Source organism: Elusimicrobiota bacterium (assembly GCA_040757695.1).
Taxonomy (GTDB): domain Bacteria; phylum Elusimicrobiota; class UBA8919; order UBA8919; family UBA8919; genus JBFLWK01.
Genome location: JBFLWK010000045.1, coordinates 1 through 18033, shown reverse-complemented (window position 1 = coordinate 18033; position 18033 = coordinate 1). Strand labels below are relative to the sequence as shown.

The following is an 18033-nucleotide window of genomic DNA, read 5'->3' as shown; positions in this document are numbered from 1 at the left end:
ACCCAAGAATTGCAAACGGCTTTCTTCTTTTTATTTTATCTGAAAAATATCCCGAAAAAACTTTTAATAATGATGCTAAACTTTCTGCTATGCCCTCAATCAAGCCGATAATAGTAGGTGTTGCACCAAGCGTTGAAAGATAAACCGCAATCAAAGGATAAACCATCTCCGACGACATGTCGGTCAATAAACTCGTAATTCCCAGAAGAATTATGTTTGACATATACTTAATTTCTCACTTTCTAAAAATTATTATACCTATTTTGTGAGTTGCTTTCAAGTGTCACATTTTTTTCAACGTAGGAAATTATAAAACAACAAATACACCACAGAGAAAAACAGAGGTTCACAGAGAAAGATATAAAAAACTTGGATTTAAGACTTTAGTTGGAATTAAGACTTCAGTCTTTTATAAAACTCTAAAGAGTTAATTCCAAACTCCAAAGAGTTAATTCCATTATTTATTTTTTCTCTGGGACTTTGCGTCTCTGTGGTTCCAAAATTTTCTTGATAAGTCCTGGCATACTACCTCAGCATTGAAAAATTTCCATTCCCAAAAAAGCACTTGACAAACTGCACATTTTGTGTTATACTTTTGCCAGAGATTGTCATGGCGAATTTACTAACCACTAATCGCTCCGATAAAATCGGAACGACTACATTAATCACTGACTGGTTTAAGATTCGTTATTTGTTATTTGGAATTTGCCGTTTACGAGGGGGGGGTAGGTACTACAATTCAAAATTCAAAATTAAAAATGTAAAATTATCTGTAGTTGCAGAGTTTCCTCTGCGTTTTTGTAGTAGCACGCTCTTGGCGTGCTTTTTCTTTTTGTAAAATCTTTTGACTTTGACAGAATTAACAGGATTTTGACTTTATCCAGTAAATCTTGTCAAAATGTAAGCAAATGCTTACATTTGAATTTTGCTCGTCGGTAAATTTTGGTTTTTCAATTAGTACAAATGTACTAAATCATTTTTTACTTAATCTCTTAATTCTTAATTCTCAATTCTCTGCCGCTAACAGGGGGTGATGAAAAATGTCTTTAACAGAAACGACAAAGCGAGAGATTGCGAAAAGAACGTTTGATATTCTTATCTCCAATGCTGATATACTCAAAAAAGCAGGTGTTGAGATTAGACGAAATCGGATGAGTTAAAGAAACTTGTTGATGATGCGTTTTCCGCAGAAGAGAAACAATTAAAGGCGTGGGCAGAATCGCAGAGAGCAACAGAGACATCGCAGAAAGTGACCGCAACCGCTTACAAGAAAGCATCTGATACGATTGACCTTATTGTTGGTGCGTTAGGGAAAGGTGATGCGCTTTCAAAGCGGTTGAGGAATCTGCGTGATGAGATAGCAAAAGAGTCGCTTCGTGGCAAAAGAACAGCCTAATAAAAGATGCGAGGGTTTGGTTGGGTTTCAACCTGGCTGCCTAAGCCCGAAGCATCACACCATCAAGTTAGGCTCCGACAAGTCGGAGCAACTACAAAAAACCGGTATAATGTAGTTTCACGCCCTTGGCGTGATTGTATTGAAATTCCTTACCTCAATATAGACGGCACTTAAGTGCCGTCTATATTTCCAAGAGAATAATGTTTTGGAGATATCGCCGAATGCTTAAGCAATAGAGAATACTCTTTAAGCGACAGGTAATAATGTTAATTCTCTGAAATAACTTATTGTAGTGCGATTTTATATGAAAAAAAAAAGATTGAAAATTTCAAGTCTGGCACAGTTTTGCAGTTTTGCACAGTTTTGCCAGTTTTGCCAGTTTTGCAGTTTTTCAGTTTTTAATTTCAAGTGAGAGGAGGTGATGATACTTTTAATTTGTGTTATGGTCGCGAGGTAAAGAAAGGAGGGACTTTTTATGAAGAAACTGTTAGGTATTAGTAGTTGGGTTTTATGGCTATTGATGTGTGGAATAGTTTTTGTTGGTTGTGCAGGGATGATGCAACAAGTAAAAATGAAGAAAGAAGCAGAAGCAAGAATTGATGCTTTGTATAAATCACCGGTTGTTATAACTGACCAGAATAAATTCAACAAGATAAAAAAGATCACTATTCTGGGTAGTAAATGTCAGATTCCAGGATATGATAAAATCGGTTCTGTTTGTGATAAGTTAAAAGAAAAAATAGAAACAAAAAAACGGTTTGAAGTAGTAACTATTGAAGAAACCACAATAGATTGTCCGCTAAAAATGTCAACCAGAAGAGCGGTTTTCGAGGGTCCTTGGGGTGAATGGGAAACAGATGGCTGGCCTAATAAAGATGATTACATAACTGACCCTGCTATTGGAACAAAAATTGCAGAATTCGGTAAGAAAGCTAATTCCGATGCAGTCCTGGTTGTATGGGTTCCAGCATTTACTACAACGACTACCGGTAAACCTACTGCTTTTAGAGGATATCAACAATGTTGGGGTTGGTATCTATTTTATGCAGAGTTAATTCTTACTGAGGATGGCACAAAGGTCTGGCATGGATTAGCTTCTGTAAGTATTCAGCAGCCTAAGGGAGCATTCCAAACAGTAAGTGGCTTAGCAAAAAAAGCAACAGTTGATTTAGGTGATACCAAATCACCATATGCATATTTCCCGCCACTTTTACCCGGTAAACATGAAGAAGAAGAACATGAAACCAAAGCAATTGATGTAGGAGTTGATAAACTGCTTATGTTTCTTATACATTAGCGGGATGAATGTCCTGCTACAGAAGAACTGTGCCGACAACTGCGAGAACTGTGCCAGATTCGTAATTGATTTTTCACCTACATTTATCGGCTTGAAATCAGATGAGTTCAAAGTTGATGGTATTGAATGAGTTGCGAATCTGGCAGTGTATTATTACTTTGGTAAAGAACGCGGAACAGACACGGGAATGGAACGCGAAAGTGACGCAGAACCGAAAATAAAGACAAAGGAAGCAGACCAAGGGTCTGCAACTACATCTTTAACTCGCAATGACAAGCAATTGAATGAAATAGAAAAAAAGAGACTGATGGCGGAACATTTTAATAAAGCGACTCAATTGTATCAGCAGAAAAAATATGGGGAAGCAATCGCCGAGTGGGAAGAAGTTCTGAAACTTGACCCTGAACACAAACTATCTCAACAGAAAATAGAAACCGCCAGAAAACAGTTGAAATTGAAAAAATGATACCATTGACACTTCGCTAAAAGTTAATTTACCGCAGAGATACAGAGAAAACCACAGAGTTCGCAGAAAAAACAGAATTCTTAATTCTCAATTCTTAATCCTGTGATTTTCTCTCCGTGTTCTCCGTGGTATGGTTTTTTAAATCCTAGTGCTGTGATACCATCAGGATTTTTTTTATTGTTGAAAACGTTCCCGCTTGATTTCAACACGAAAATTTTCTAAAATTAAACCGGGGAAACTTGACTTTTCTTTCCTTTTTTTATATCATATCTGTTGAATGATTAGAACACATAATTGCGGAGAGTTGCGTGCTTCCGATATTTCTAAAAAAGTGGTTCTGTGTGGCTGGGTGCATAGCCGTCGGGACCACGGTGGAGTTATTTTTATTGACCTGCGGGATAGATACGGGATTACTCAGATAGTTTTTGATACTGAAAAAATTATTGAAATTGCCAAAAACCTGAAGTCAGAATATGTAATTTCTATTGAAGGCACTGTTAGAAAAAGACCTGAAGGCACCGCCAATCCCGTTCTACCGACGGGTGATATAGAAATTGTTGCCGAACATACAGAAATCCTGAACACATCTAAAACACCACCGTTTGAAATTGATACTGCTGATAAACTCCTGCCGTCTGAAGAAATCCGTCTTAAATATAGATACATTGACCTTCGTCGTAAAGAAATGAAAAACAATCTCCTGTTGCGACATGAAATAATTCTTGCAGTTAGAAATTTTCTAAGCAAAAATAATTTCGTTGAAATAGAAACACCGCAACTGACAAAGTCAACCCCTGAAGGTGCGCGTGATTTTCTTGTGCCATCTCGGTTTGAGCCCGGTAAATTTTTTGCGCTTCCGCAATCGCCTCAACTTTTTAAACAACTTTTAATGATTGCAGGATTTGATAGATATTTCCAGATTGCAAAATGTTTCAGAGACGAGGATTTACGCGCAGACCGTCAGCCAGAGTTCACTCAGATCGATTTAGAAATGTCTTTTGCTGACGAAAAGGACATAATAAATATAACAGAAAAAATAATTTTTCAGATTTTTAAGACCGCAGGTGTTAATATAACCATCCCATTCCCAAAGATTTCTTATGATGACGCACTCTTAAAATATGGTACTGATACACCTGATATTAGATTCGGTTTAGAGATTTTTGACCTTACAGAACCGCTTAAAGATACCAGTTTCCAAGTTTTCGCAGATACGATAAAAACCGGCGGTGTAGTTAGAGCAGTATCTGCTCACTGTGGCGAAAATTTTTCACGCCAACAGATTGATAATTTGACAGACTTTGTAAAAAAACTTGGCGCAAAAGGGCTTGCATGGATGAAAATGACTGAGAATAGCTTTGAGTCCAACATAGTAAAATTTTTTACTACATCAGAACTTCAGAACATCAGAACTGCGTTTACTACCCAACCCGGCGATATCGTATTTTTTGTAGCAGACAAAGAGAAAATTGTATGTGATGTTTTAGGTGCCTTAAGGCTCCATCTTGCGAATGAACTTGAGCTTATTCGTAACAATTCGGTTGATAATTTATATAAATTCGTGTGGGTTGTTGATTTCCCGCTTTTTGAGTATAACGAAGACGAAAAAAAATGGGAATCCGTTCACCATCCATTTACCTCACCAAAAGAAGATATTTTTCAACTTCCGACTTCCGACTTCCGACTTCCGACTTTGAAATCAAAAGCATACGATATTGTCCTCAATGGAGTAGAACTCGGTGGTGGCTCAATAAGGATTCATAAAAAAGAAGTGCAAGAAAAAGTTTTTGAGATACTGAAAATTACAAAAGAAGATGCTGAAAAAAAATTCGGATTTTTACTTGATGCGCTTGAATACGGTGCCCCACCACACGGTGGGATTGCACTTGGGCTTGATAGAATTTTGGCAATAATCACCGGCTCGGAATCTATCCGTGATGTGATAGCGTTTCCTAAAACACAGTCAGGAAATTGCCTTTTAAGTGGTTCACCGTCAGAAGTTTCGGAAAGACAACTGAAAGAGTTAAAAATAAAAATAGAAAAAAAATGAAAGAGGAATAAATTGGCAACGAACAAAAATAGAATTTAATTCATACAAGAGATGGGTTGACCTTTGGCGGGAGGAATAAGATGGAATTTGTTCAAAGAAAAAGGGGTACTAAAACAAGTGCTTTTGGTTCTCCAGGAAGAATCAATCACGACTCTACACCTTTTTATACAAGTAGGTTATATGAAGGGTTACCGAAAGAAGAAATAGCAAAATATACCGAAAACTCTATTCCGTCGGAATTTCTGGATAAAATCTTTTGTAAATCAAGTGAAAAAATGGAGGAATTGCCGGATAATAGTGTTCACTTGATGGTTACTTCACCACCCTACAATGTAGGGAAAGAGTATGACGAGAATCTTACTTTAAATGAATACAAAGCATTTTTGAAAAGTGTGTGGAGCGAGGTAAAAAGAGTTCTTATTCCAGGTGGAAGGATATGTATCAATATTGCTAATTTAGGAAGAAAACCGTATATTCCGCTTGATGCTTTTATCATTGAAGATGTGCTTGACTTAGGATTTTTAATGCGTGGTGAAATTATCTGGAATAAGGCCTCAAGTGGTAGCCCTTCAACTGCATGGGGAAGTTGGCTCTCGGCTAAGAATCCAACGCTGAGAGATATTCATAAATACATTTTGGTCTTCTCTAAAGGAATGTTTAGTAGAAATAGACTCAAAAGGAAAAGTACAATTTCTAAGGAAGAGTTTCTTGAATTTACCAAAAGTGTCTGAACATTTTCCGCAGAGCCAGCAACAAAAGTTGGGCATCCTGCTCCGTTCCCTGTAGAGTTACCTTATAGGTTGATTCAGCTCTATACTTTTGAAGGGGAGGTTGTTTTAGACCCATTTATTGGAAGTGGACAGGCAACGATCGCGGCAACAAAAACAAATCGCCATTATGTTGGATATGATACAAACGAAAAATATGTAAAATTGGCAGAGAGACGGATTAAAGAAAACTGTGATGATATATAAAAAGTTTTTACTTTTTACTTTTTACTTTTTGCTTTTTACTTCTATTTTTGCACAGCAAAAAGAGAGAACATATCGCGTTTGGATTTGGCAGGAAAATGGCGATTGTTTGTGGAATATAGCGAAAAGATTTTATGGTGATGGCAGGAAATGGAAAATTATTTACGAAGCAAACAAGAATGAAATTAAAGACCCACGAAAAATATATCCTAAACAAAAACTGATAATCCCGGAAAAAACACGGAACATGCACGGAACAAAACACAAAACAAACACGGAATAGTTCCGCATCTGTTCCGTGTAAGAGTTGCACGTCAGTTCAGTGGTAGTTATATGATTGAAAAAAAAATATATCTTACTAATTCTGAAGATGCTTTATCCGTTTTCGGTCAGTATGATGAGAACCTGAAACTTTTAGAAAAACGGTTTAATGTCCGGATTTTTGCAAGAGGTGATGAAATTACAATAAAAGGTCGCAAGAAAAATGTTGAAAATACAGTGAATGCAATGAATGATATTATTCAGAAATTAAAAACGGATACAGTAGAACTAACTTCTGTAAATACTGATTATGTAACGGATGCCGTGATAATTACTGACCGCGGAAAACCTATAAAACCGAGAACAGAAACCCAGAAAAAATATATCTCTGCAATGAAAAAATATGATATGGTTTTTGCAATAGGTCCCGCAGGCACAGGCAAAACATTCCTCGCAGTTGCTGAGGCAACAAGATTACTTAAAGAAAACAGAGTCACACGGATAGTTCTTTCCCGACCTATTGTTGAAGCAGGTGAAAAACTTGGCTTTTTGCCGGGCGATTTTTACGAAAAAGTGAACCCGTATCTTACACCACTTTTTGACGCATTTTTCACAATTTTAGGTCCGCACCAGTTCACAAGATATAAAAACGAAAGTGTGATTGATATTGTTCCTTTGGCGTATATGCGTGGCAGAACACTTGATGATGCGTTTGTAATTTTGGACGAAGCACAGAATACAACACTTGAGCAGATGAAGATGTTTTTAACACGGCTTGGCAGTGGCTCCAAAGCGGTTGTAACCGGCGATATTACTCAGATTGATTTTGAAAATAAAAGATTATCCGGGTTGATTCTGGCGAATGAAATTCTTAAACAGATTCCGCAAATAAAATTTGTAAGATTCACGGATAAAGATGTTTTAAGACACGGTATAGTTAAAAAAATCGTCAGAGCGTTTGACAAATGGGAGAAAAGGCAGGTTAAAGGTTAAAGGTTAAAGGTTAAAATTATGTTAAACTGGATTAAGAAAACCATTAAAAAACCTGTTATTAAAATTTTGCAATGGACAGAAAAGGTCTCACCACCGCAACAATTCAAGTTCACACCTGAAATTTTCAAGAAGGATATTCATATTCCGACGAGCATAATCGCTGTTTTTATTTACATCAGTTTAGTATACACAATCGCGTTTGAACTTAAATTATCTTTCAGTAATATACTTGGGCTTTTGATATTTTTAGCGATACTTATGCTGATAACATCAGTTTATATCAAAGCCACAATCCCTGAGTTTTTAAACGATGATGAAGCAGTAATGCTTGTTGGTTTTGTGACTATCTTTATAGTTTTTCTTTCAACTGCGATGAAAACATATTCTATTCCTGTCTGGGTTATCCCGTCGGCATCAGCGTCAGTTTTATTAACGCTACTTTTATCGCCAGCAATTGCAGTAATTATCGGCTTGATAGTGAGCATATTTTTAGGAATTTTGTTTGATTTCTCTATCTCTGCATTTTCTGTCGCGTTTTTAGGGAATACGGTTGGGATTTTGTCTGCGAATAAAGTAAAAAACCGCCATGACCTTGTAAAGGTTAGTTATTATATTATTCTAACAAATATAATTGTTATTGTATCAATTGGGCTTCTTGAGAACTGGCAGGCATCAAAATTTCTACAATCAGTTTTAATGGGTGCGTTAAACGGTATTTTTTCAATTATGATTGTTTTAGCATTTCTTCCATATTTAGAAAAATTTTTTTCAAAGATCACATCTATTCGGCTGTTAGAACTCGGTGATTTTAACCAGCCGCTTCTGAAACGCTTGATGTTAGAAGCGCCGGGTAGTTACCACCATTCATTGATGGTCGCCTCTATTGCTGAAGCAGCGGCAGAAACCGTTGGCGCTAATCCGCTATTATGTCGTGTAGGCGCATACTATCACGATGTTGGTAAAATTTCAACCCCGGAGTATTTTATTGAAAACCAATCTGCACTTATTTCCAAACATGATGACTTAAAATCGCAGATGTCGTCGTTGGTCGTTATTTCACATATAAAAGAAGGCGTTCGGCTGGCACAGGAATATGGGATTGATAAAATCATCATTGATATTATTCAGCAGCATCACGGCACCTCGTTGGTTCATTATTTTTATATGAAAGCGCTTGAGAATGGAATTAGTGATTCAGAGAAATCAGTTTACAGATATCCTGGTCCTAAGCCACAGATAAAAGAATCAGCGATTGTGATGCTTGCTGATGCCGTTGAGGCGGCTTCCAGAACACTTGAAGAGCCTAATTTTTCGCAATTACAAGAAATGGTCCATAAAATTATCAATAATAAATTCATAGACGGTCAGTTTTCAGAAGTAAAGTTAACACTTGCGGACTTGGGTAAAATTGCTGAAAAGTTTGTAAGCGTGCTTGCCGGAATATATCATTCCAGAATAGAATATCCGGAAGAACCGCCAAACGCAGATATACGCAGATAAGTATCGCAGATGACAACAGATGAAATGTCTGTAGAAATTTTTGACAAACAAAATATAATAAAATTAAATATAAAAAAAGTTTTGAAATATATTCCATTACTTGAAAAAAAACTATATCTGTTAAAAAATTTGGTCTATAATATAATTTTTGTAGACGATAGAGAAATTAAAAAACTTAATAAAAAATTTCGCTACTCACCTTATCCAACGGATGTTCTATCGTTTAAGTACTCAAAAAATTCAGCCGATATTTTTATATCTGTTGAAACAGCAAAAAACAATGCAAAATTTTACAGGCAGGATTTTTATACCGAAATTCTACGGCTGATAATACACGGTGTTTTACATTCACTCGGCTATATGGATTACACTGAAAAATCAAAAAAAATTATGTGGAAAAAACAGGAAGAGATTCTTAAAATTATTCGTGATAATTCGGGTTAACTCAAATGTTTGCGTTAATTGAAATCGTTTTGATGGTTGTACTTTTTTTTATCGCTGCTTCATTCTCTATGGTTGAATCTGCGCTGGTTTCACTTTCCAGAGTAAAAATAAAAAGGTTTTTAAACGAGTATCCTAAAAAAGTAAATGGATTCAAGACATGGCTTGAAAATCCGAATAAATATCTAACTACATTGCTTTTAGGTAACGATGCGGTCACAATCATTGGCACTGCGGTTGCCACATCGCTTGCAGTTGAAATAAGCCAAAAATACCAACTCAACGAAGCGCTGATTGTTGGTATCACTGCAGTTTTTGTCTGGGCTGTTTTTCTTATTCTCGGTGAAATAGTGCCCAAAGTACTCGGTATCCGTAATTCCGAGAAGATTTCGCTTTTTTCAATAAATAAACTTTATTATTTTGATAAATTTGTCTCGCCAGTATCTAAGCTTTTTACATATCTCGCTGGTTTAATTACGGGCAAATCAGGCAAAAAAGCGATTCCTATTTTAACATATGAAGATATAAAAACTACCATTTCTATCGGACAGGAAGTCGGTGTGTTAGGACTTGAAACAAAACAGATGATGCATTCTGTACTCAATTTTCCACAGATAACTGTAAAAAATATAATGACACCAAACGAAAAAATAGAAATGGTTAGCATAGATATAGAACGCGAGAAATTTATTGATTTGATTGTTGAAACCGGTCATTCAAGAGTCCCCGTATATAAAGATAATAAGGATAATATCATCGGTATAATTTATTCTCGTGACCTTTTAGATATGTGGCGTGGTGGTGCGGTTTTTACTGTTGATGATTTGTTAAGACCTGTATTGGTTGTAGATGAAAACAAAAAGGTTTCAGAATTGATGAGACAGTTCAAAAAAGGTGAGGCACATCTCGCAATTGTAAAAAATCCGGAAAATAAAACGGTTGGACTTGTTACTATAGAAGATATTGTTGAAGAGATTTTTGGCGAGATTTTAGACGAGTATGATGTTGAGGAACTATTTAAGGAGTAACACGGAACTGAAGTTCAAGAAAACTGCATAACCACAGAGAGCACAAAGTCAAAAAATCAACCCACTAAAGTGGGGAATAAAATTACACCCGACTTTAGTCTGTGGACAGATTCAAAAGACTTTCAGTGTAATTCCGTGTCTATTCCGTGTATAAATTGTGCGTCGGTTCAGTGGTAGTTATATGAAAAAAAACAATATTCAATCCTGGGCATTATTTTTGCCTGAGATAAAAGAACTGATAACAGAAAAAAACTTTGCTGAGTTAAAACGATTGCTTAAAGGTATTCATCCGATTGATTTAGCGGAAGGCTGGTATAATTTTTCAGCACAGGAAAAACTGGTTGTTTTCAAACTGCTGGATACAAGAAGAGCAGTTGAAATTTTTGAAGAACTGGAGTTTGAAGAACAAACATATATTTTAAACAACCTTGAAGATGCATCAATATCAGAAATTTTGACTGATATGGCATCAGACGAAAAAATAAAACTATTCACAAACCTGCCTGAACGAATCCGGAAAAAAATGGCGCTACTACTCAAAAAAGAAGAAATAGATGTTGTCCGAAAAATTGCAGAATATCCTGACAAAACCGCCGGGAAATTGATGTCAATTGATTTCATAACTTTATCACCCAGCCAAACTGCAAAACAGGCACTTGAAAAAGTACAACTTTCTGCACGGCTGCACAAAATAGAAACAATCTATGCATTATATATCACAGACGAAAAAAATTGTCTTTTAGGCGGTGTTACACTTCGTCGCATAATCGCCGCACCACAGGATATAAAAATTTCAGAGATAATGTCACCTATCCAGTTACTAAGAATCAACGCTGATGTTGACCAGGAAGATGTTGCCAAAAAATTCTCAAAATATGACCTTACCGCCGCACCTGTTGTTGACGATGAAAACCATCTAATTGGCGTGATTACTATTGACGATGTGGTTGATGTTATTCAGCAGGAAGCCACTGAGGATATCGCAAAAATGGGCGGAACCTCTGCGAAAGAACTTTCTGCCGATTCAGTTGTAAAAGTCGTAAAATACAGAATGCCATGGCTTTTTGCAACATTTCTCGGCGGTGTTGTGATAAGTTTCGTAATGGCAAAATTTCAACATACGCTCGCAGAAATAATCGCGATCGCAAGTTTCATACCGGTCGTGCTCGGAATGGGAAACAATATAGGCGTCCAGAGTGCCACAATTGTCATAAGGTCTTTAGTCATAGGACAGTTTCAGATTAAAAAAGTATTCGGTTCAATTTTAAGGGAATTCAAGGTTGGACTTGTCATTGGGTTGATTTACGGTCTATTTCTCGGAGTTGTCGCCTACACGCAACGCGGTACATCGCCGGGGTTCCATTTCGCGTTTGCAGTAGGATTGGGCATCTGGTCTGCTATGACTTTTGCAGCACTTATCGGGATGTCAATTCCTGTTGCATTTTATAGATTCAAGATAGACCCTACGGTTGCATCAGGCCCATTTGTTACAACCGCAACTGATATTGTTTCGTTAACAGTATATCTTGCAATTTCAACAATCATTCTATTATGATTCACAATGTTCAAGCGATTGTTATCAAAAAAAATGAGTTCAGAGAATATGACCGAGTGTTAACACTTTATACAAAAGAGTTTGGAAAAATAAAAGCACTTGCGAGAAGTGTAAAAAAACCAAGAGCAAAACTTGCTTGTGTTTGCGAGCTTTTTGTTTTATCGGAACTGCGGCTTTTTTTAAGAGAACATTCAGCATTTGGAAAAATTACCGGTGGCGTAATACTTGACTCTAATTCATTTATCAGATATAATTTAGAAAAGTTTTATGAGGCGTGTTATATCTGCGAAGTGATGGACGCGTTAACGCCGGACCGTCAGCCGAATGCAGAAAAATTTTTTTTGTTGAAAAACGAACTATCAAACATTAACAAAAACATTACAAATAGAAAAGATTATTTTGTCAAAGAACTCTTACAACTTACGGGTTTCGGTGTAAAAAAAGATGTTCCAATAGAAAGAATTTTGCAAGAACACCTTGCCTATCCTCTGAAATCAACAGGGTGTCATTCGTGAGAGTAAAACTGTCATGGAAAAGAGAAATTTAATTGTAAATAACGGTCAAATGAAACGAATAGAAAAGAAAATACTTTTGGTCAGAGGACAAAAAGTAATGTTAAGTACCGATCTGGCAAAACTTTACGGGGTTGAACCTCGCACATTAATTCAGGCAGTAAAAAGAAATATAGAACGGTTCCCATATGATTTTATGTTTCAGTTGGACAATGAAGAGTTTAAAAACTTGAAATCACAATTTGTGATTTCAAGTTGGGGGGGATTACGTCGAGCATATCCATATGCTTTTACCGAGCAGGGTGTCGCGATGCTGTCCAGTGTACTGAGTAGCCGGCGAGCTATACAAGTAAATATCGGTATTATGCGAGTGTTCGCTAATATAAGTAAAATAATTTCTGCAAATAAAAAATTTACCGACAGAATAAATGCTCTTGAATGCAAAGTGGAAAAACACGATAAAAAAATCAGAGTAATATTTAAAACAATACATTCCATTCCATCTGCAATACCCGAAGCAGTGTTAATCTCCCCCGAAAAGCCATTCTCAAACAAGAAAAATTTCAAGGATATTATCAGGTCTTGCAGAAAATATATCTATTGGGTAGATAAATATTTTTCAGAAATTGGACTGGAATTGTTATCCGAATCCGTGGATTTTGAAAAAGTAAAAATCATAAAAATTTTGACCTCTGCCGAGAAAGTTAACGAAAAATTAGAAAAGTCATTCAGAGATTTCAAAGTAGAACTAAAAAATAATGATGTAATATGTAAATTGAAAGTGATAACGGATAATAAAATTAGAACGTCAATTCATGACAGATGGCTAATGTCAGATAATTTTTGTTTTAACTTACCGTCAACAGACACATTGGCAAGAGGACAATACAGCGAGATAAAAAAAACACTAAACAGACCCCCATTTGCAAAATGGTGGAACAAAAGCACCGATATTATTAAAGGGTGAAAATTGGTCTTGATAAAAACTGTCAATTTAGAAGGGCTTTTGTTAACCACGAAGAGTTTTAGAGACAAAGATTTTCCCGACAGAGAGATACTCAAAAAAGCATTGACCGAACAACAAAAAAATAAAAAAAGGTAAAAGAGAAAATTCGTAAAAAACAGGAAAAAAAACAGAATGGACTTTCAGGAAATTATTTTTACATTAACAAAATTCTGGGCTAAACAAGGCTGTGTAGTTGTCCAGCCATATGATTTAGAAAAAGGTGCCGGTACTTTCAACCCTGCGACATTTCTGCGATGTCTCGGTGAGAAACCCTGGGCGGCCGCATATGTGGAGCCATCTCGCCGGCCTACCGACGGAAGATACGGCGAGAATCCCAACCGGCTCCAGCACTATTATCAGTATCAGGTAGTAATAAAACCATCACCGAAAAATATCCAGAAAATGTATCTTTCTTCATTAAAAGCAATCGGACTTAACCCTGAAAAGCATGATATCAAATTTGTTGAAGATGACTGGGAAAGCCCTACCTTGGGTGCTTCGGGTCTCGGCTGGGAAGTGTGGTGCGACGGAATGGAGATAACACAGTTCACATATTTTCAGCAGATGGCAGGAATTGAATTAAATCCGATAACGGTTGAACTTACTTACGGGCTTGAACGAATCGCGATGTATATCCAAAAGAAGAAGTCCGTCTATGAAATTATGTGGAATGATGAACTGACATATAGCGAGATTCATCTTGAAAACGAAAAACAATTCTCAAGATATAATTTTGAGGAGGCAGATGTTGAACTCTTAAAGAAACATTTTGATGAATATGAAAAAGAATGTAAGCATTTGCTTACATTAGGTTTAGTGCTGCCTGCATATGATTTTGTTATGAAATGCTCGCATATATTTAATTTACTAGATGCCCGTCGTGCAATTGCCACAAGCCAGCGTGTCTCGTATATCACACGGGTTCGCAATTTGGCATCCGAAGTTGCAAAAAAATATTTAAAAAAATGAGCAAGGATGTTTTATTAGAAATAGGGACGGAAGAAATTCCAGCGCGGTATCTGCCAAACGCTGTTGAACAGTTAAAAACATTGGCAGCGAACGAACTGAAATCAGCACGATTGGACTACAAAAAAATCACTGTCTGGGCGACATTGCGGCGGTTGGTTTTACTTATTGATGATATCAGCGAGCAACAGGCGCTACTTGAAACGGAAATTGCAGGACCAACCGAAGAAGTAGCTTTTATTAACGGTGAACCGACACCTGCAGCAATCGGTTTTGCAAAAAAATATAATGTTGATATCGCTAAACTTATTGTCAAAAATGGGAAAGTTTGGATAACGAAAAAAGAACCATCACTAAAAACCGAGAATGTACTACCTGAAGTTTTTGTAAAAATTATTTCGTCATTATCATTCCAAAAATCAATGGTTTGGGAAAACTCGCAATTCCGTTTTGTCCGTCCTATTAGATGGATTTTAGCGATTTACGATAGAAAAATAATAAAATTTCAGATAGCGGATGTAAAATCGTCCAATTACACATATATTCGGTATTTTAAGAAAATAAAAGTTAGTGAGCCAAAAAAATACGAAACACTTTTAAGAAACAAAAGTATTATTGTAAACCAATCAGACCGTCTAACTGCATTAAAAAAAAGTGTATATTCGCAGTTAGAAAATATATGCGGTGTTTTACAAACCGAAGAAATTTTTGATACCATTAATAATCTTGTAGAATTCCCGACGGCAATCCTGTGTAAATTTGACGAGAAGTTCCTGCACTTGCCCGAAGAAGTAATTATCAATACAATAAAAAAGCAAAATAATTTCGCTGTTTTTGAAGAGAATAAAAATACCAAAACAAAAAAGGTTCTTACATATTTTGTCGCAGTTAAAGACGGCATTTCAACTAATCTTGATACTATTAAAGAAGGTTATGAGAAAGTAATTTCCGCCCGGCTTGAAGATGCCGAATTCTATTTTAGGAATGATACAAAAACAAAATTGGAAACAAAAGTTGAAAAGTTGAAAGGAATTGTATTTCAGGAAAAACTGGGGACGCTTTACGACAAAAATGTGAGAATTCAAAAATTATCAAACTGGCTTTCTCTCCTGCTCTCCATCTCTCCATCTCTCCATCTTTCTAATGTTGAACGCATTTGTCTTCTGTGCAAAGCCGATTTAGCAACTGAAATGGTTTCTGAATTCCCGGAACTCCAGGGTATTTACGGCAAAATTTGTGTATTAAAAGACGGAGAAAACAAGACAATCGCAGACGCCATAGAACAGCACTGGTGGCCTATAAATTACGATGCTAAACTGCCTGAGATACCTGAAGCATCAATTATTTCTATTGCTGATAAAATTGATACACTTGTTGGTGATTTCTCGCTCGGCATAATACCTACTGGTTCAGCAGACCCTTACGGGTTGAGACGATTTGCGTTTGGAATTATTCGGATAGCAATTGAACAAAAACTTTCGTTTTCGTTACGTGAGTTGATGATTCAAGCAATATCAAATTTGCCGTTCAAAGTAGATGACCGAATAAAAATACTCTCGCAACTTGACGAATTTATCAAACAGCGGCTTTCCACATATCTTAAAGAAAAAAATATCCTGCCTGATGAAATTGATGCTGTGTTTTCCAGCCGGCTTGATGATATTCTTGATACATATAATCGTGCTGTAGCGGTGAACTCAATAAGGAGCCAGCCGGATTTTGAACCGATTGCGACTTCTTTTAAGAGAATAAGTAACATATTGAAACAGGCGGAAAAGTCGGAAGTCGGAAGTCGGAAGTTGGAAGTAAAAGAAGATCTCTTGAAAGAGCCCGAAGAAAAAGAGTTGTATAAAAAATTTTTGGACACAAAAAACAAAATTAACAATTTACTTAAAAATGGCGATTACACGGCGATACTTGATGAATTTGTTTCGTTGAGAAAACCGATAGATAGCTTTTTTGATAAGATTCTTATTATGGACAAAAACGAAAAAATAAAAAACAACCGACTTAGCCTTCTTCTTAATATCTATAGCCAGTTCATAAAAATCGCTGACTTTTCTAAAATAGTTGTTGAAAAAATATCTGCTATTTGAGTACACCTACTAACCTATAATCAAGTTAGGCTCCGACAAATCAGAGCAACTACAAAAAACCAGTATAATGTAGTTTCACGCCCTTGGCGTGATTGTATTGAAATTCCTGTACATTAAAATAAAATAATTTAAGATACTTATTCGTTATATATAATGGAATACAAGAGTTTAAATGATGAAGAACTGATAAAATTAGCAAAAAACGAAGATGCCCGAGCATTAGCAACATTGATTGACCGCTACCAGAAACCATTGTTCAATTTTATCTTGCAGATGGTGAATTGCCGGGATACAGCCGAAGATATTCTGCAGGATAGTTTTTTGAAAGCGATTACAGCATTACCGAAGTTCAGATACAAAAATTTTAAGAATTATCTCTATAAAATTGCAAACAATACAGTTATTGATAGATACAGAAAGAAAAAAAGGGAGGGCATCATAGAAATACCTTTGCAATTCTCAGTTAACAATTGTGGTGAAGAAAAAAATATTGAAATAAAGGATATAAAAGCACTCTCGCCTGAAGACGAATTTTACAAATCAGAATTAAGTCGTCAACTTAATAACGCGATTCAGCAGTTGCCACACGAACAGAAACAGGTTTTTTTGTTACACGAGTATTCTCAACTGACATTTGAAGAAATAGCAAAAACAACAAATTGTTCAATCAGTACCGTGCTTTCCAGGTTCAGATATGCAATAGAAAAATTGAGAGAAAAACTTAAAGAGGAATACGATGAAGAAAACTAGCAGTATCGAAATTCCAATCCGATACTTGATTACAGCGATAAAGGCAACGATACCAGCGATACAAAATATCGCTGTAATCTGTCGGTTTCATCGTTGTAATCAATCCCGAGCGAAGCGAGGGCTATCTTGTAATAGATGGAAAACAATAGGGCTTTTGTATTTGTATAATGAACTACGTTCCAATAAAGAACGAAACGCATATATTACACATTTGTGTAAGTGTGTAACCTGTCAGACAGAATTAAACAAGTTGCGTGATATCAAAGAAATTATAGCCCAAAATACTGTGTCAGAATTACCATCTGATACCTGTATTCAGAATCTGGTTCAGAGTTCATATCAAGCACTTCGGCAGAAACCAGTTTTTTTAGAAAAATTGGTTCTACGACTTGCACCTGCAATTCTTGGATTGCTTCTGATTTTATCTGTAATACATTTTAGAGAAATTAAAAAAGGCGAAAAGATACAATCTCCAACAACCTACAATCAAATAGAACTTAATATTACACGAATTAACACAAGAGTTAAAATGCTGGATATGTCTGAAAATAATTCAATCTATCAGGAACTCAACAGTATCCAGAAACAACTATCAATTATCAATAGCGAGGTGGAAAGATTATGAGTGTGCCAAGAAAGTTCCTTGAATTCTTGTCGGTGGAAGTCCGAACTGGATAAAGGGTAGCGACCAGTCCAACACCAAATCCCACAGTTAATAAGGCAACGAACTAACTGATGCTGGGAT

Annotated in this window: 18 protein-coding genes and 1 pseudogene; 18 read left to right on the top strand and 1 reads right to left on the bottom strand. The window is 36.2% G+C overall.

Features of this window, described 5'->3' with window-relative positions:
• Positions 1-223, bottom strand: a 223-nt coding sequence (locus AB1349_08620; protein MEW6557402.1) for an MFS transporter, incomplete at its 3' end; no start/stop codon positions are given.
• A gap of 1026 nt (positions 224-1249) precedes the next feature.
• On the opposite strand from AB1349_08620, the gene AB1349_08615 reads away from it, so the two are divergent.
• The 18 genes and pseudogenes from AB1349_08615 to AB1349_08530 all read left to right on the top strand — a co-directional run bounded on the left by AB1349_08615 (position 1250) and on the right by AB1349_08530 (position 17913).
• Positions 1250-1396 (top strand): hypothetical protein, encoded by a 147-nt coding sequence (locus AB1349_08615; GenBank protein ID MEW6557401.1) that lies wholly within the window; start codon positions 1250-1252, stop codon positions 1394-1396.
• A gap of 475 nt (positions 1397-1871) precedes the next feature.
• The gene (locus AB1349_08610; protein ID MEW6557400.1) at positions 1872-2693 is read left to right on the top strand and encodes a hypothetical protein; all 822 of its coding nucleotides are present in this window, start codon (positions 1872-1874) and stop codon (positions 2691-2693) included.
• 4 nt (positions 2694-2697) lie between these two features.
• On the top strand, positions 2698-2823 hold the full coding sequence (locus AB1349_08605) for a hypothetical protein (GenBank protein ID MEW6557399.1): 126 nt from the start codon (positions 2698-2700) through the stop codon (positions 2821-2823).
• A 57-nt stretch (positions 2824-2880) separates the two neighbouring features.
• A complete protein-coding gene (locus AB1349_08600) occupies positions 2881-3159 on the top strand; it encodes a tetratricopeptide repeat protein (GenBank protein MEW6557398.1) in 279 nt (92 codons plus the stop codon).
• Between the two features lie 277 nt (positions 3160-3436).
• Positions 3437-5209, top strand: a complete 1773-nt coding sequence (aspS, locus tag AB1349_08595) for an aspartate--tRNA ligase (protein ID MEW6557397.1) — start codon at positions 3437-3439, stop codon at positions 5207-5209.
• 80 nt (positions 5210-5289) lie between these two features.
• Positions 5290-6183: pseudogene (locus tag AB1349_08590) on the top strand (site-specific DNA-methyltransferase).
• A complete protein-coding gene (locus AB1349_08585; protein MEW6557396.1) occupies positions 6173-6463 on the top strand; it encodes a LysM peptidoglycan-binding domain-containing protein in 291 nt (96 codons plus the stop codon). The pseudogene AB1349_08590 and the gene AB1349_08585 overlap by 11 nt, the downstream one beginning before the upstream one ends.
• 50 nt (positions 6464-6513) lie before the next feature.
• On the top strand, positions 6514-7434 hold the full coding sequence (locus AB1349_08580; GenBank protein ID MEW6557395.1) for a PhoH family protein: 921 nt from the start codon (positions 6514-6516) through the stop codon (positions 7432-7434).
• 18 nt (positions 7435-7452) lie between these two features.
• The gene (locus AB1349_08575; GenBank protein MEW6557394.1) at positions 7453-8934 is read left to right on the top strand and encodes an HDIG domain-containing metalloprotein; all 1482 of its coding nucleotides are present in this window, start codon (positions 7453-7455) and stop codon (positions 8932-8934) included.
• A 9-nt stretch (positions 8935-8943) separates the two neighbouring features.
• Positions 8944-9378, top strand: a complete 435-nt coding sequence (gene ybeY / locus AB1349_08570; protein ID MEW6557393.1) for an rRNA maturation RNase YbeY — start codon at positions 8944-8946, stop codon at positions 9376-9378.
• 5 nt (positions 9379-9383) lie between these two features.
• Entirely contained in the window at positions 9384-10403 is a 1020-nt protein-coding gene (locus AB1349_08565) for a hemolysin family protein (GenBank protein MEW6557392.1), read from the top strand.
• 181 nt (positions 10404-10584) lie between these two features.
• Positions 10585-11958: a magnesium transporter gene (gene mgtE, locus AB1349_08560; protein MEW6557391.1), complete on the top strand. Its 1374-nt coding sequence runs from the start codon at positions 10585-10587 to the stop codon at positions 11956-11958.
• Positions 11955-12473, top strand: coding sequence for a DNA repair protein RecO (gene recO / locus AB1349_08555; GenBank protein MEW6557390.1), 519 nt, complete (start codon positions 11955-11957; stop codon positions 12471-12473). Before mgtE ends, recO begins: the two co-directional genes overlap by 4 nt.
• A gap of 49 nt (positions 12474-12522) precedes the next feature.
• A complete protein-coding gene (locus AB1349_08550) occupies positions 12523-13437 on the top strand; it encodes an ORF6N domain-containing protein (GenBank protein MEW6557389.1) in 915 nt (304 codons plus the stop codon).
• Between the two features lie 171 nt (positions 13438-13608).
• Positions 13609-14445 (top strand): glycine--tRNA ligase subunit alpha, encoded by an 837-nt coding sequence (locus AB1349_08545; protein MEW6557388.1) that lies wholly within the window; start codon positions 13609-13611, stop codon positions 14443-14445.
• Positions 14442-16538, top strand: a complete 2097-nt coding sequence (gene glyS / locus AB1349_08540; GenBank protein MEW6557387.1) for a glycine--tRNA ligase subunit beta — start codon at positions 14442-14444, stop codon at positions 16536-16538. The genes AB1349_08545 and glyS overlap by 4 nt, the downstream gene beginning before the upstream one ends.
• A 153-nt stretch (positions 16539-16691) precedes the next feature.
• Positions 16692-17288: a sigma-70 family RNA polymerase sigma factor gene (locus AB1349_08535; GenBank protein ID MEW6557386.1), complete on the top strand. Its 597-nt coding sequence runs from the start codon at positions 16692-16694 to the stop codon at positions 17286-17288.
• Positions 17275-17913, top strand: a complete 639-nt coding sequence (locus tag AB1349_08530) for a hypothetical protein (GenBank protein MEW6557385.1) — start codon at positions 17275-17277, stop codon at positions 17911-17913. The genes AB1349_08535 and AB1349_08530 overlap by 14 nt, the downstream gene beginning before the upstream one ends.
• Positions 17914-18033 lie beyond the last annotated feature (120 nt).

What these genes read in the sequence shown, in the direction of transcription:
- AB1349_08610 (MEW6557400.1), top strand. Translation starts at nt 1,872, where the DNA reads ATGAAGAAACTGTTAGGTATTAGTAGTTGGGTTTTATGGCTATTGATG.
- AB1349_08605 (MEW6557399.1), top strand. Translation starts at nt 2,698, where the DNA reads ATGAATGTCCTGCTACAGAAGAACTGTGCCGACAACTGCGAGAACTGT.
- AB1349_08600 (MEW6557398.1), top strand. Translation starts at nt 2,881, where the DNA reads ATGGAACGCGAAAGTGACGCAGAACCGAAAATAAAGACAAAGGAAGCA.
- aspS (MEW6557397.1), top strand. Translation starts at nt 3,437, where the DNA reads ATGATTAGAACACATAATTGCGGAGAGTTGCGTGCTTCCGATATTTCT.
- AB1349_08585 (MEW6557396.1), top strand. Translation starts at nt 6,173, where the DNA reads ATGATATATAAAAAGTTTTTACTTTTTACTTTTTACTTTTTGCTTTTT.
- AB1349_08580 (MEW6557395.1), top strand. Translation starts at nt 6,514, where the DNA reads ATGATTGAAAAAAAAATATATCTTACTAATTCTGAAGATGCTTTATCC.
- AB1349_08575 (MEW6557394.1), top strand. Translation starts at nt 7,453, where the DNA reads ATGTTAAACTGGATTAAGAAAACCATTAAAAAACCTGTTATTAAAATT.
- ybeY (MEW6557393.1), top strand. Translation starts at nt 8,944, where the DNA reads ATGACAACAGATGAAATGTCTGTAGAAATTTTTGACAAACAAAATATA.
- AB1349_08565 (MEW6557392.1), top strand. Translation starts at nt 9,384, where the DNA reads ATGTTTGCGTTAATTGAAATCGTTTTGATGGTTGTACTTTTTTTTATC.
- mgtE (MEW6557391.1), top strand. Translation starts at nt 10,585, where the DNA reads ATGAAAAAAAACAATATTCAATCCTGGGCATTATTTTTGCCTGAGATA.
- recO (MEW6557390.1), top strand. Translation starts at nt 11,955, where the DNA reads ATGATTCACAATGTTCAAGCGATTGTTATCAAAAAAAATGAGTTCAGA.
- AB1349_08550 (MEW6557389.1), top strand. Translation starts at nt 12,523, where the DNA reads ATGAAACGAATAGAAAAGAAAATACTTTTGGTCAGAGGACAAAAAGTA.
- AB1349_08545 (MEW6557388.1), top strand. Translation starts at nt 13,609, where the DNA reads ATGGACTTTCAGGAAATTATTTTTACATTAACAAAATTCTGGGCTAAA.
- glyS (MEW6557387.1), top strand. Translation starts at nt 14,442, where the DNA reads ATGAGCAAGGATGTTTTATTAGAAATAGGGACGGAAGAAATTCCAGCG.
- AB1349_08535 (MEW6557386.1), top strand. Translation starts at nt 16,692, where the DNA reads ATGGAATACAAGAGTTTAAATGATGAAGAACTGATAAAATTAGCAAAA.
- AB1349_08530 (MEW6557385.1), top strand. Translation starts at nt 17,275, where the DNA reads ATGAAGAAAACTAGCAGTATCGAAATTCCAATCCGATACTTGATTACA.